Source organism: Caulobacter segnis ATCC 21756 (assembly GCF_000092285.1).
Classification (GTDB): Bacteria; Pseudomonadota; Alphaproteobacteria; order Caulobacterales; family Caulobacteraceae; genus Caulobacter; species Caulobacter segnis.
This window is the reverse complement of sequence record NC_014100.1, coordinates 4,151,021-4,164,795: the sequence shown is the minus strand read 5'-3', so window position 1 is coordinate 4,164,795 and position 13,775 is coordinate 4,151,021. Positions and strand designations below refer to the sequence as shown.

General features: G+C 68.1%; 13 protein-coding genes. 8 read left to right on the top strand and 5 right to left on the bottom strand.

Translation table 11 applies throughout. From position 1 onward, the window contains the following. Positions 1–70 precede the first annotated feature (70 nt). Together CSEG_RS19030 and pstS are read left to right on the top strand one after the other, a co-directional pair. Positions 71–2,230: a primosomal protein N' gene (locus CSEG_RS19030; protein WP_013080860.1), complete on the top strand. Its 2,160-nt coding sequence runs from the start codon at positions 71–73 to the stop codon at positions 2,228–2,230. Positions 2,231–2,365: 135 nt separating this feature from the next. Further along, positions 2,366–3,385 carry a phosphate ABC transporter substrate-binding protein PstS gene (gene pstS, locus CSEG_RS19025; RefSeq protein WP_013080859.1) on the top strand — a complete coding sequence of 340 codons (1,020 nt, stop codon included), beginning with the start codon at positions 2,366–2,368 and terminating at the stop codon, positions 3,383–3,385. An 85-nt stretch (positions 3,386–3,470) separates the two neighbouring features. Here pstS and CSEG_RS19020 read toward each other — a convergent pair whose 3' ends face one another. After that, on the bottom strand, positions 3,471–4,259 hold the full coding sequence (locus CSEG_RS19020) for a TerC family protein (protein WP_013080858.1): 789 nt from the start codon (positions 4,257–4,259) through the stop codon (positions 3,471–3,473). 56 nt (positions 4,260–4,315) lie between these two features. Continuing rightward, positions 4,316–4,687 carry a hypothetical protein gene (locus CSEG_RS19015; RefSeq protein WP_041538376.1) on the bottom strand — a complete coding sequence of 124 codons (372 nt, stop codon included), beginning with the start codon at positions 4,685–4,687 and terminating at the stop codon, positions 4,316–4,318. Between the two features lie 154 nt (positions 4,688–4,841). Between CSEG_RS19015 and CSEG_RS19010 the strand changes: the two genes are divergently transcribed. The 5 genes from CSEG_RS19010 (at position 4,842) to CSEG_RS18990 (ending at position 10,392) form a co-directional block, all read left to right on the top strand. After that, the gene (locus CSEG_RS19010) at positions 4,842–5,546 is read left to right on the top strand and encodes a CHAP domain-containing protein (RefSeq protein ID WP_013080857.1); all 705 of its coding nucleotides are present in this window, start codon (positions 4,842–4,844) and stop codon (positions 5,544–5,546) included. A gap of 127 nt (positions 5,547–5,673) precedes the next feature. Next, complete coding sequence (locus CSEG_RS19005) at positions 5,674–6,633, top strand: magnesium transporter CorA family protein (protein ID WP_013080856.1); 960 nt, start codon at positions 5,674–5,676, stop codon at positions 6,631–6,633. A 100-nt stretch (positions 6,634–6,733) separates the two neighbouring features. Further along, positions 6,734–7,966 (top strand): pentapeptide repeat-containing protein, encoded by a 1,233-nt coding sequence (locus CSEG_RS19000; protein WP_013080855.1) that lies wholly within the window; start codon positions 6,734–6,736, stop codon positions 7,964–7,966. Between the two features lie 113 nt (positions 7,967–8,079). Further along, on the top strand, positions 8,080–8,835 hold the full coding sequence (locus CSEG_RS18995; RefSeq protein WP_041538756.1) for a MipA/OmpV family protein: 756 nt from the start codon (positions 8,080–8,082) through the stop codon (positions 8,833–8,835). A gap of 129 nt (positions 8,836–8,964) precedes the next feature. Next, positions 8,965–10,392 carry an alpha/beta hydrolase gene (locus tag CSEG_RS18990; protein WP_013080853.1) on the top strand — a complete coding sequence of 476 codons (1,428 nt, stop codon included), beginning with the start codon at positions 8,965–8,967 and terminating at the stop codon, positions 10,390–10,392. Positions 10,393–10,517: 125 nt separating this feature from the next. Here the strand turns inward: CSEG_RS18990 and CSEG_RS18985 are convergent, their stop codons facing one another. Together CSEG_RS18985 and CSEG_RS18980 are read right to left on the bottom strand one after the other, a co-directional pair. After that, positions 10,518–11,171 (bottom strand): DUF3885 domain-containing protein, encoded by a 654-nt coding sequence (locus CSEG_RS18985; protein ID WP_013080852.1) that lies wholly within the window; start codon positions 11,169–11,171, stop codon positions 10,518–10,520. Positions 11,172–11,586: 415 nt separating this feature from the next. Then, entirely contained in the window at positions 11,587–12,447 is an 861-nt protein-coding gene (locus CSEG_RS18980; RefSeq protein WP_013080851.1) for a crotonase/enoyl-CoA hydratase family protein, read from the bottom strand. Positions 12,448–12,529: 82 nt separating this feature from the next. On the opposite strand from CSEG_RS18980, the gene CSEG_RS18975 reads away from it, so the two are divergent. Next, a complete protein-coding gene (locus CSEG_RS18975) occupies positions 12,530–13,321 on the top strand; it encodes an SH3 domain-containing protein (protein ID WP_013080850.1) in 792 nt (263 codons plus the stop codon). On the opposite strand, the gene CSEG_RS18970 is transcribed toward CSEG_RS18975, so the two are convergent. Beyond that, entirely contained in the window at positions 13,318–13,752 is a 435-nt protein-coding gene (locus CSEG_RS18970) for a DUF488 domain-containing protein (RefSeq protein ID WP_013080849.1), read from the bottom strand. The genes CSEG_RS18975 and CSEG_RS18970 overlap by 4 nt on opposite strands. Positions 13,753–13,775: the final 23 nt, after the last annotated feature.

Below are 13,775 nucleotides of genomic sequence, written 5' to 3'. Positions count from 1 at the left end.
ACGGGGTCTTGATGAGCGTGAGCTTGGCGCTCTCGACCTGGGGAGCGTTTCGCGGCAGAAGCGTCTGGCCATGCCGCGTATCGCTTCCGTCCTGCTGCCGATGCCCCTGCCGGAGGCCTTCGACTACGCCGAGCCCGAGGGGCTGGATCTCAAGGTCGGCGATCATGTCGCCGTGCCCCTGGGGCCGCGCGTGATCCGGGGCGTGGTGACGGCTTTGCGCGATGGGACCGGCGGCAACCGGCCGCTGAAGGCGGTTCAGGGCAAGGTCGACGATCCGCCCCTGCCGCCCGGCGTGCTGACCTTCGTCGACTGGGCGGCGCGCTATTCGGTCGATGTCCCCGGCTGGCCCCTGGCCATGGCCTTGCGCGGCCTGCGCCATCCGCCGCCCAAGCCCGACAAGGTGCTGGTCCTGACCGGCGTCCAGCCCGCCCGGATGACGCCGGCGCGGCTGAAGGTTCTGGCCGCCGCCGAGGGGACGAAGCTGTCCAGCTCGGCCCTGGCCTCTGCTGCTGGCGTTTCGGCCGGCGTCGTGAAGGGTCTGGTCGACGAGGGCGCGCTGGCGGCCGACTTCGTCGAGCCCCAGCGCGGTCTGCCGCAACCTGACCTTTCCCTGCCGCCGCGTGCGCTCAATCCCGGCCAGGCCGCCTGCGTCGAGGTGCTCAAGGCGATGCTGGACGCCGGCGGCTTCCAGGCCGCCCTGCTGGACGGGGTGACGGGCTCGGGCAAGACCGAGGTCTATCTGGAGGCCGTGGCGGAGGCGCTGAAGGACCCCGAGGCCCAGGTCCTGGTGCTGCTGCCCGAGATCGCCCTGACTCAAGCCGTGATGGCCCGCTTCGAGCAGCGGTTCGGCGCGGTTCCGGCCGAGTGGCACTCGGGCGTCTCGCCGCCGCGCCGGCGCCAGGTGTGGGAGGCCGTCGCCAACGGCGACGCCCGCATCGTCGTCGGCGCGCGCTCGGCGCTGTTCCTGCCCTACCGCAAGCTGCGCCTGCTTGTCGTCGACGAGGAGCACGACGGCTCGTTCAAGCAGGAGGAGGGCTTCATCTACCAGGCCCGAGACCTGGCCGTGGCTCGCGCCAAGATCGAGGGGGCCAGCGTCCTGCTGGCCTCGGCGACGCCGTCGCTGGAGAGCCTCTACAACGCCCAGACCGGGCGCTATCGCTGGCTGCGGCTGTCGGCGCGGCACGGGGCGGCGCAACTGCCCGACATCGACCTGATCGACATGCGCCAGACGCCGCCGGAGCCCGGTCGCTGGCTGTCGCCGCCGCTGATCAAGGCCATGGCCGTGACCCTGCAGCGCGGCGAGCAGGCGATGCTGTTCCTGAACCGGCGCGGCTACGCCCCGCTCGTTCTCTGCCGGGCCTGCGGCGAGAAGATGAAGTCGCCCGACACCGACAGCTGGCTGGTCGAGCACCGCTACACCGGGCGTCTGGTCTGCCACCTGACCGGCTTTTCGATGAAGAAGCCCGAGGCTTGTCCGCACTGCGGGGCCAAGGACTCGCTGGTCTCGATCGGCCCCGGCGTCGAGCGGGTCGAGGAGGAGGCGCGGCATATCTTTCCCGACGCGCGGGTGGCGGTGTTCTCTTCGGATACGGTGATGGACGCCGAGGCCGCCAGGACCCTGGTCGCCAGCATGGCGGCGGGGGAGATCGATATCCTGGTCGCCACCCAGGCCGCCGCCAAGGGCCACAACTTTCCGAACCTGACCCTGGTGGGCGTGGTCGACGCCGACCTCTCGCTGCGCGGCGGCGACCTGCGCGCCGGAGAGCGGACCTTCCAGCTGCTGGCTCAGGCGGCGGGCCGCGCGGGGCGCCACGAAAAGCCCGGCCGCGCCTTGTTGCAGACCTACGCGCCCGACCACGCGGTGATGCAGGCCTTGGCGGCCCAGGATCGCGACGCCTTCGTCGAGGCCGAGATGGCCATGCGCCAGGAGGCGGGCCTGCCGCCGTTCGGGCGGCTGGCGGCGCTGATCGCCTCGGGGCCGGACGCCGCGGCGCTGGAGGCCTATGTCGAGGCGCTGGCGGCGGTGATCCCCAACGCCGAGGGCGTCGAGGTGTTCGGTCCCGCCGATGCGCCGCTGTCGCTGGTGCGTGGCCGCCGCCGCAAGCGGTTCCTGGTCCGGGCCGAGCGTAATGTCGATCTTCAAGGTTTCATGGCCGCCTGGCGGGCCCGGACCAAGATCCCGAACTCGGTCCGGGTGGTCATCGACGTCGACCCCTACAGCTTCCTCTGAGGATCCGATCCGGAAGCTTCACTGCGTCCACGGGTCACATTCCGTGTTCTCCCACGCTCCTCCATCTGTGCTCGCCGACGGCGCGAGGAACGCGCCGCGAAGAAGGGCCATGCCCTTCGATCAGGAGGAATACAGATGAAGTCGCTCGGTATATCGGTGGCGTTCGTGATCGGTTTGGCCGTGGCGGGCTCCGCCGCCGCCCAATCCGCCGCGCCCCAGCCCGGCGCGCCCTTGTCGGGCTCGGGAGGTTCGATCCAGGCGCCGCTGTTCAAGGCTTGGATCGCCGACTACCAGAAGGCCGGCGGCGAGCCCATCGCCTATCAGGGCCAAAACTCCGCGTTCGGGATCAGCCAGATCGAAGCCAAGGCCGCCGACTTCGGCGTGACCGCCATGCCGATCTCCGACGCCGACCTGAAGACCAAGGGCCTTTCGCAGTTCCCGTTCGTCATCAGCGGCACCGTCCTGGTGACCAATGTGCCGGGCCTCGAGAGCGGCAAGCTGAAGCTGGACGGCCCCGCCCTGGCCGCGATCTTCCTGGGCAAGATCACCACCTGGAACGACCCGGCGCTGAAGGCGCTGAACCCGGGCGTCGACCTGCCCGACTGGCCGATCACCGTGGCGCGACGCACCGATCCGGCCAGCATGACCCTGCTGCTGACCAGCTATCTTTCGTCCGTGAGCCCGGAATGGAAAGCCGGCCCCGGCGCGGGCGAGACCGTCAACTGGCCGATCGGCCTGGGCGGCAAGGGCAACGCCGGCATCAGCGACATCATGTCCGGCACCATGGGCACGATCAGCTATGTCGAATACGCCTACGCCCTCGACCACAAGCTGGACCTCGTTTCGCTGAAGAACCACGACGGGACCTTCGTCACGCCCTCGCCGGCCGCCTTCTCGGCGTTCGCCGCCTCGGCGCCGTGGACGGCCACCAAGGGCTTCGGCGTCCAGACCCTGGATCAGCCGGGCAAGTCGACCTGGCCGCTGGTGCTGGTCAGCTATGGCCTCCTGCGCGACGACGCCGATCCGGACCGCGCCAAGCGCGTCCGCGACTTCTTCACCTGGGGCTACAACCACGGCGACGCCGACATCACGACCTTGGGCTACGCCCCGGTGCCCGCCTCGGTGAAGGCCGCCGTGCAGGCGAAGTGGAAGTAGGCGCGGCGACTTTCGCGGTCGTGAAAACAAAAAGGCCCCCGGGGATTGTCTCCCCGGGGGCCTTCCTTATGGCGCTCTGTTTCGCCTATCCGCTTTTCTTGGCCTCGCGCTTTCGGGCCATCATGTTCAGGCCCTCGACGCCGGCCGAGAAGGCCATGGCCGTATAGATGTAGCCCTTCGGCACGTGGGCGCCGAAGCCCTCGGCGATCAGCACGGTGCCGATCATCAGCAGGAAGCCCAGCGCCAGCATCACCACCGTCGGATTGTTGTTGATGAAGTTGGCCAGCGGGTCGGCGGCCAGCAGCATCACCGTGACGGCGATGATCACGGCCGCGACCATGATCGGCAGGTGGTCGGTCATGCCGACGGCGGTCAGGATCGAGTCGATCGAGAACACCAGGTCCAGCAGGATGATCTGGAAGATCGCCGAACCGACGTTGGAGATGACGACGGTGGCCTTGTCCTTCTCGAGCACGTCGTCGCTCTTGTCCGGGTCCACCGTGTGGTGGATCTCCTTGGTGGCCTTCCAGATCAGGAAGGCGCCGCCGGCGATCAGGATCAGGTCTCGCCACGAGAAGGCGGTCTCGAAGCCCGGCTCTCCGTGCGATCCGACGGGGCCAGTGACGCCCAGGTCGAACACCGGCGCGGTCAGGCCGACGATGAAGGCGATCGTGGACAGGAGGACTAGGCGCATGATCAGCGCCAGGGAGATGCCGATCCGGCGGACGCGCTGGCGGTGCTCGGGCGGTAGCTTGTTGGACAGGATCGAGATGAAGACGAGGTTGTCGATCCCGAGGACGACCTCCATGACGACAAGCGTCACCAGCGCGGCCCAGGCGGCTGGGTCGGCGAGCAGGCTAAGTATTTCGTTCATCAGTCCCCGCTGAGGATGTCTGGGCTCCGCGCCTCCCCGCGCGAAACCGTAAGCCCTCAGAGATGGGAGCGAACGTCGTTCTTGTCGAGGGCGAAGCGCATAAAAGCTGCGGGGTGAGCGCCAACGATTCGCCGCGCTCCTCCCGCGCCGTCGCGCAGCGGCGCCCATACCTTGATCAACGTGGTTTTTTCGCTCGCCAGCGTCCGCTTTTTGGACTGTTTTCGGACCTCGCCTTCATTTGAAGTCTTCAAGATCAAGCCGCGTGGCGATGAGATGACTTCGAGGCCTTTCAGGTCTCGAGGGGGCGTAAGGCCGCGGCCAAGAGGAGCAGAGGTGCGGCCTTCAATATCGCCTGAGATGACGTCGGTATTCTTCCCGCGATCTTGATTTTCGTCATGTCCCGCGAAGCTGGCGATGCGGTCGATCATGTCGAAGCGGGGCGAGGGTGTCGGGGCCCTGAATCTTAGCGCCTCCGCGTCAAATGGCTCCGCTTTCGGATGACATCTGCGACATAAAGACTCTTTTCACACGTCCATGGGAAGGTTATCCCTTAACCCAGTAACGCGGGGGAGTACCCACAGCATGACGAAACGGACGAGGACCCTTCTGGGTTCCCTGGCCGCTGCCGCCATGATCAGCCTGGCGCCGGCGGCCGCGACCGCCGACGGCTATTGGCAGTGCGTTCCGTTCGCGCGCCTGATGTCGGGCATCCAGATTTTCGGCGACGCCCGCACCTGGTGGTCGCAAGCCGCGGGCAAGTACGAAACCGGCTCCGTGCCGAAGATCGGCTCGGTCCTGACCTTCAAGCCGACCGCCCGGATGAACCTGGGCCACGTCGCCTTCGTGAGCCAGGTGCTCACCGACCGCGTCATCCAAGTGACCCACGCCAACTGGTCCGTCATCGAGGGCGACCGCGGCCAGATCGAAAAAGACGTCACCGTCGTCGACGTCTCGGCCAATGGCGACTGGAGCCAGGTCAAGGTCTGGTACGATCCGATCCGCGACCTCGGCAACACGGTCTATCCGACCAACGGCTTCATCTATCAGGACGCCCAGGCGATGAAGATCGCCATGGCGACCAGCAAGATCGCCATGGCCCAGAACGCCGTCGTGTCGGCCGCCAAGCAGGCCGCCAACCAGGTGGCTTCGTCGGTCCGCGCTTCGCCGCTGGACATCATCAGCCAGGCCGCCGACTCGACCGATCGTATCGCCGCTCTGATCGAGGCCGCCACCGGTGGCGGCTCTTCGTCGACCACCGACGCCAACAAGCAAAACGCGCCGCGTTGACCTGGAACGCGGGCCGGGGCAAACCCGACCCGCGACGCGTCTGGCCGGGGTCCGCGTGACCTTGGCGCCAGGCCGCGTTCTCCAGGGGGCAAGCCTGTCCGCAAGACGGGCTTGAAGGGCGGCGTCCATGCTGAGAATCCTTCGTCACGGCGCTCCGGGTTTCGAGGCGGGCGGCCTGTCTCCCGACTGGCGCGTGCCCGCCGACGCCGTCTGGATCGAGCTGGTCAACCCCACCCGCGCCGAGGAAGTCGCTGTCGAGCAGTCGATCGGCCTGCTGCTGCCCACTCGCGAGGAGATGTCCGAGATCGAGGCCTCCTCGCGCCTCTACCAGGAGGACGGCGGCACGTTCATGACCGCCACGGTTCTGGTCAACGCCGACGGCGATCTGCCGACCGCCGCCCCGGTGACCTTCGTCCTGACGGGCGCGCGCCTGATCACGATCCGCTACGTCGAGCCGCGCTCGTTCGCGGTGTTCGCCGCCCAGGCCGAGCGCCAGCCCAGCCTCTGCCCCAACGGTCCCCAGACCTTCCTGGGCCTGCTCGACGCCATCATCGACCGCACCGCCGATATCCTCGAGCGGCAGGCGGCCGAGGTCGAGGTGCAGTCGCGGACCATTTTCCGCCGCCCGCGGGGCGCGGAGTTCGAGGACATTCTAAAGAGCCTGGGCCGCGCGCAGAACACCAATTCCAAGGCCCGGGACAGCCTGGTCAGTCTGGCGCGCCTGCTCAGCTTCGCCGCCCTCGCCGAGCAGTTCGACGGCGAACGCGACCTGCGCGATCACCTCAAGTCGCTGCAACGCGACGTGCAGTCCATCACCGACCATTCCAGCTATCTGGCCGGGAACATCACCTTCCTGCTCGACGCGGCCCTGGGTCTGATCAACATCGAGCAGAATTCGATCTTCAAGATGTTCTCGGTGTTCTCGGTGATCTTCCTGCCGCCAACCCTGATCGCGGGGATCTACGGCATGAACTTCGAGCACATGCCCGAGTTGCGCTGGATCGAGGGCTATCCGATGGCCCTCGCCCTGATGGTCTTGGCCGCCACCGCCTCGTTCCTGTGGTTCAAGCGCAAGGGCTGGCTGTAGATAAACGCGACTTTTCGTCGCGGTTCTGAACCTTGCCTTAAGGCTGCCGGGAGCATGTTCGGATTTCAACGATCTCCGAAACGCGACACCCCCCGATACGATGCGACCCGCATCTTCCCGACCCAGCCTGATCCGCAGTCTTCATCCCTCCGTGGTGCGCGAGGCGGTGGAGGCGCACGCCCGCTTTCTGAAGGGATTGCCGGCCGGTCGGCGCGCCGTGCTGTCCTACGTCAACCTGAACAATTACGAGCTGGACGGGGCCGAGCTGTCCGAGGCCGACCTCACCGGCGCCTTGCTGGGTGGCGCGTCGCTGCGCGGCGTTCGGCTGATCCGCGCCACGCTGTATGGGGCCGACCTGCGCGACGCCGACCTGCGCGAGGCCAACCTGTCGCGCGCCGACATGCGCGGCGCGTGCCTGCGCGGCTCCAATCTGAGCGGGGCCGACCTCTCCGGCTGCGACCTGCGCGAGGGGATCACCGCCGTGCAGGACGACAGCAAGGGCCTGCGGATTCTCGATCACACCAAGCGCCCGGGCGAGCTGGACTACGCGCTGCTGCAGGGGGCCAACCTCAGCGGGGCCCAGATGTCGGGCGCCTTCGCCCGCAAGGCCGACTTCACCGACGCGGACCTTTCCAACGTCAGCCTGCAGGGCGCCAAGCTGTCAAACGCCTGCCTCGACGGCGCGGACCTCTCCGGCGCCAATCTGCAAAGCGCCGACATGACCAAGGCGTCGCTGCGGCGGGCCGTGATGGTGGGCGCCGACATCAGCGGCGCGGACCTGACCGCGGCCGACCTGACCGAGGTGCTGCGCGCCCCGCCGCCGATCATCTATATCGACGACCTCCCGCTGAACGAGGTGGTCGAGGCGCATGAGCTCTTCTGCCGGTCGCACGGCGCGGAGGGCAAGGCGGCCCAGGCGCGCGGCGTCGACTTCCGGCCGCTGAAGCGGTTGAAGAACCGACGCCTCAGCGGGCTGGTCGCGCCCGAGGCCGTGTTCTTCGGCATGGACCTGGAAGGCGCGCAACTGCAGGCCGCCAATCTGGTGGGCGCGGACCTGCGCGGGACCAAGCTGCGCGGCGCCGATCTGCGAGGCGCGCGGCTGATGGGGGCCCAACTCGCCCGGGCCGATCTCACGAACGCCAAGCTCGGCCCGCTGAAGATCGCCGAGGACCGGGTCCTACGCACCGACCTGACCCGTGCGGTGCTGCGCGGCGCGGACCTGCGCGGCGCCAGCGCGCCTCGCGTCCGTCTCCTCGAAGCCGACCTCACGCGCGCCAAGCTGGACGGGACCGATCTGCGCGGCGCCGAATTGCCGGCGATCTTCGGCGTCTGAAACCGCGTCTCGCGCGTAAAGGCTTCAGGGATCGTCCTGACATGATCCCGCCAACGGACGTGGTCATTCTGCCCCTGGCGGCGGAGGCCGCTCGCAACCGGAGCCACTCGATCATGATCCGCGCCGTCACGACCGCCGCCCTGTCCTGCCTGATCGCCGGCTTGGCCGCGCCGGCGCTCGCCCAGGAGCGTGACCAGAATCGCGCTGTCGTCGGCGTGGCGGGCGTCTATGCGCCGGCCTATCAGGGCGCCGACGACTATCGGCTGGTCCCGTTTCCGGTGCTGGATCTCACATACGGCCGCTACTTCGTGAACACGCGCAAAGGCGTCGGCGCGACCCTGCTGCAGGGCCAGGCCGTCAGCGTCGGCGCGGCCGTGACCTATGTGCCGGGCTACCGGCGCCGCGACGCGCCGGTGGGCGTGGGACGGCTGTCGGGCGGCGCGGGCGCGCGGATCTTCGCCGACGCCCGGCTTGGCCGGCTCGTGGCCGGGCTGAGCGCGACCCGGGCGCTGACCGGCGACGTCGACGGGACCCTGGTCGATGCAAGCCTCGCCATGCCGGTCCGGGCGGCCCCGCGCCTGACCGTGATCCCCAGCGTCTCGGCGACCTGGGCGGACGGCGCCTATAACCGAGCCTATTTCGGGATCGACGCGCGCCAGGCGGCCGCGTCGGGCCTGGCCGTCTATCGCCCCGGCGGCGGCCTCAAGGACGTCTCCGCCTCGCTCACCGCCAGCTACCGGCTGAACGACAAGGTCACCTTGGGCGCGACGGGCGCGGTGAGCAGCCTGCGCGGCGACGCCAAGAACAGCCCGATCGTCGTGGACCCGACCCAGCCGGCGGCGTTCGTCTCGGTCGCCTACCGCTTCTAGAGCGCGTTCGGTTCAAGTGTGGGCGGTTAAACCGCTCGAACGCGCTCCGGCGAAGAAGACCCGCAAACCAAGCCTTGCGGCGCGCCTCGACCTCGGTGTTGATGCGCTTCGAACCGCAGGAGCTTTTCGATGCCGCGCTTGTCCTGGATCGCCGCCGCCGGCGTGCTCGCCCTCATCGGCCTTGGCGGCGCGGCCCATGCCGCCGCGCCTCAGTTCAAGCCCACGGCCTGCGTCGGCGACTACAAGGGCGTGGATCTCAAGGTCCAGTGCGGGAACCTGATCGTCGACGAGACGCGGGGCGATCCCAAGAGCCGCCGGATCAGCGTGGCGGTCGCCATCGTCAAGGCCTCGGCGCCCAAGCCCGGCCTGCCGCCGGTGGTCTATCTGCACGGCGGTCCGGGCGGCTCGGCCCTCGGAAACCTGCCTCGGATGCTCAAGAGCAAGGGCTCGCGCGAGTTCGTCGCCATCGACCAGGACTGGATCTTCATCGACCAGCGCGGCGGCGGCCAGTCGAACCCGAACCTGGATTGCCCCGGGACCAACCTGACCGACGCCGGGCCTCCTTCCGATAAAGACAAGAACGGCATCGTCGCCTGCCTGAAAGCCTTCCAGGCCCAGGGCGTGAACCTGTCGCGCTACAACGCCGTCGAGGTGGCCAAGGACGTCCAGGACCTGCGCCAGGTCCTGAAGCTGCCGCTGATCGACCTGTTCGGCGGTTCGTACGGCACGCGCATCGAGGCGGCGATCCAGACCCACGCGGCCCAGGGCGTGCGAGCGGTGGTGCAGGACTCGCCCTGGCCTCCGGAAGCCGACTGGACCGTCGGCGGCCCGGCCATGGTCTCGACCTCGATCGACATCGTCATGGCCAAGTGCGCGGTCGTGGCCGAATGCGCCCAACGCTATCCAGACCTGAAGGCCAAGCTCGCCGCCGTCGCCGAGCGCTGGTTGGCCGGGCCCCAGACCCTCAACGGCAAGACCTACACGGCCGACGACCTGGGCGGCTATCTGATGGACGCCAGCTACTTCACCGCCGGCGTGCTGCCGCGCGACCTCTGGAAGATCATCCAGGGCGACGTCTCGCCGGTGCAGGAATTCGTCGAGAGCCGCGATTACTACAGCGAGGGCCAGTTCATGACCCACCTGTGCAAGGAGGAGATCCCGTTCGAGGCCCGCGCCGCCGTGGCCGATGGGACCGAGAAGGACCCGGTCGCCCGCCTGATGGTCGTCTCGATGCAGCGCATCCACGACGTCTGCGCCGCCATCGACGTGGGCCCGATCTCCAAGGCCGAGCAGCAGCCGGTCAAGACCGCCATCCCGACCCTGTTCCTGGCCGCCGAGATCGACCCCGGCTGCCCGCCCGAACTGACCAAGGCGGCGTCGAAGGGCTACCAGGGCTCGCAGGTCGTGATCGTCACCAACGCCACCCACGGCGTCTCGCGCGCCAGCCCCTGCGTGCGCAAGATGATCCGCGGCTTCTTCCAGGACCCGACCAAGGCCGTGGACCGCAGCTGTCTGCCGGCGGCGGATACGCCGATGGCGTTCGCCTACGCTGGCTGACGTGGCTGAACCCCTCTCCCGGCGGGAGAGGGCGGGGCCCATCGCGCAGCGATGGGAGGGTGAGGGTTTCGCCGTCGCCGCAGAGTGACCTTGGAGCGGACGTTCCGAAGGACTGAGAAGGGTGGTTATGCGACGTCCGAACTTGAATGGCCGAAGGCCTCCAGGATGCGAGGCCGATCGTAATCCAAAATCCACTGATCGAAATCGCGATAGAGCGCCATCAAGGGTTCAGGCGATAGGCTCATGATGTCTACGCCTCGATCGTCGTAAACATGCATGACAATGTTGCTTACGGGATTGAGCAGGTAGATCGCGACGGGCGCTTTGGGCTCTATGCCGATCTCGAAAGCGTTGGACGCCCAGAGAAGCGTATCCCGCATCTCCTTCAAGTCGGTGATGTCGTAGGCTTTCCAGTCAAAAGCAACGCCATCGCTCGGGTCATCCGCGTCGAACCATGCTGGCTTCTCGCGCCATTCGCGTAGTAGCCGGGCGTCGGCGAAACCCATCTTCTCCAACAAGCTGTGCCCAGTGGCGCCGCGCTCTCTCCTCCTTCGGAAGAGCTCCCTTTTTGATAGCTTCCAAGATCCGACAATCGCTATCGCACGCTCGTGGCCGAAGACATTGTCGGCCAGATCACGAGAGCGCTCCAAGGCTTGTATGAACCTCGGCACGACATGCGTAACTTGCCAATAAATCTCGCCGCCAAGCTCAAACCTCAGGCGAAACTCGGAGCCTTGATAGCGGGCAAGCCACCCGGGGCCGATGTCGAAAACGTCCATGCTCCTCTCTACCAGGGGGCGCGAACGTCCGACTAGGGTCGAAAGCCGACCTTCCGAGGTCGGTGCGAACCTTACATCTCTTGGAGGCTGTAGCGTGCAGGGCTGATCAGGTCAGTCAAGGACGACGCTGCGCGTCGCCGCGGCGCGGTCGCCCAGAGGGCGGTCCTTGAGTGACCTGATCAGCCCTGCGATCGTCTCGCCGTAAGATGTAAGGATGGTTCCTTCTCCGGGGAGAAGGAACTTCAGCGTATCTATGAGGGGGCGGCTAGAGCGGTAATTGGCTGACGGCTGGACGTTGGCGGCCGCGCACGGCTCGGTCCCGGCAAACTCCGGTCAGCCCTGAAACCCCTCACCCTCCCACCGCTTCGCGGCGGGCCCCGCCCTCTCCCGCTGGGAGAGGGTTTCCCAATCCCCCTCACATCGTCTTCTTCAGCGGCAGCAGGTCCGGATAGACCGGCTCGCGCTTCTGGGCCTTGGCGGTGAAGGCCTCGGCCATGTGGGGGCCGGAGAACATGCCCGTCTGCCAGGTGGCGATGTAGTCGAGGGCGTCGGCGATCGAGTGGTCGCGGGCGTAGTTGATCATCACCTTGCTGCCGGCGACGGCCAGGGGCGACTTGCCGGCGATCTCGCGGGCGGTGGAGAGCGCGTGGTCGACCAGGGCCTCGTGGGTGTCGAACACCTCGTTGACCAGGCCGATCTCGCGCGCCCGCGCGGCCGGCAGGCGACGGCCGGCATAGGCCAGCTCGCGCACCCAGCCCTCGGGGATCAGCTTGCACAGGCGCGGAAAGGTGCCGACGTCGGCGGTCATGCCGATGTTGATCTCCTGGATCTGGAAGAAGGCGTCGGCGCTGGCGTAGCGGATGTCGCAGGCGCTGACGAAGTCGACGGCCCCGCCGATGCAGCCGCCCTGGATGGCGACGATCACCGGCATGCGCGCCTTGTCCAGGCAGCTGAAGGTCTCCTGCAGGTGATGGACGAAGCGGCGGAAGCTCTCGGCCGCCACCCAGCGGTCGGCGTCCTGGCGGGCGGTGACGCCCTCGTCGTCGGTGAACACCGAAAGATCCATGCCGGCGCTGAAGTGCTTGCCGGTGGAGGAGATGACGATGCAGCGGGCGCGGGCGTTGTCGTCGATGTCGCGGACGATGGCTGGCAGCTCGTTCCAGAACGGCCGGGTCATGGTGTTCATGGCCTCGGGGCGCTTGAGCTGGATGTGCGCGACGCCGTCTTCGATCTCGACCTTGAAACAGCTATATTCGACCTGATCGTGGCTGCCCATGCCGACCTCCCTTTTTGCTGGCCGAGACTATCGGCCCGCCGGCGGGCCGCGACAACGATGACCTGACGGAAGAGGCGATGAGATGAAAGCGCGCAAGATCCCCCTGGCTCTGGCGACCGCCGTGCTGGTGGCGTCCAGCTTGGCGGCGGCCCCGGCTCCGGCGCTCGCCCAGTCCAGGCCGCTGGGCGGCCTCTTTTCCTGCGACGGCTCGGGCAATAAGCAGGAGGGCGGCGCGCTGATCGGCGCGGCGGCCGGCGCCCTCCTGGGCCGCAACCTGGCCAAGAACGAAAAGACCCTGGGCACGCTGCTAGGCGCGGCGGCTGGAGCCGCGGCGGGCTCGTATATCGGCTGCCGCATGCAGTCGACCGACGCGGCCCTCGCAGAGCAGGCGACGAAGAAGGCCCTGGAAACAGGCGTCGCCCAGACCTGGTACAACAAGCGCACCGGCCACTCGGGCCGGGTCAGCGTGCTGTCGTCCAGCTATGGGCCGCCGGTGGACAGCCGCAACCTGCGTTTCGCCTCGGGCGTCCAAACCCTGCCCAGCTACGAAGCGGCCGGCGGCGCCTATGTCGCCGCCGGTTCGACCAACCTGCGCGCGGGCCCGTCGACCCGGACCGCGACGATCGGCAAGCTGGCGGCGGGCGAGAGCTTCGACGCGCTGGGCCTGGCTCCGGCCGGCGGTTGGGTGCTGGTGGGGCGCGGCGGCGAGGCTGTCGGCTATGCGGCCGCCTCTCTGGTGCGGCCCGCCGGGCAGGCCGTGGCCAGCTGCCGCGTCATCGACGCCTCGATGTCCGGCGGCGGTCAGGGGACCTCCAGCCAGCGTTACAGCGCCTGCCGGGACGCGCGCGGCGAGTGGCGGCTGACCCAGGCCTAGAGGTTCACGACCTCGCACTTCAGCGTCGCGCGGATGTGGTTGGCGACGATCTGGCGGTGGCAGCAGTTGGGATCGTCCTCGTAGCAGAGCAGGGCGATCCGCTTCTCCTTGGCCAAGTCGGTGGCCTGGGCGAGGGCCAGCTGCGCCTCCGGCGCCTCGAGGTGCGCGTCGAAGATCCGCCGCATCTCGTCGGTCCGGCCTGCCCGCGCCGCGTCGCGGCCCGGCTTGGGCGTGCCCAGCGCCCGCAGGTGCAGGTAGTCGACGCCCTCGGCTTTCAGGCTGTTTCCCAGCAGGGTCTTGGAGAAGCCGGCCTTGCGCGAGCTGGCCACGGCGCGGACGTCGACGACAAGCTCCACGTCCGCGGCCTTGAGGCGCTGGATAAGGCCGCCTTGGGTGTCGGTCTCGTAGCCGATGGTCGCCAGTCTGTTCATCGCTTGCCTCTCCATGGACGCGC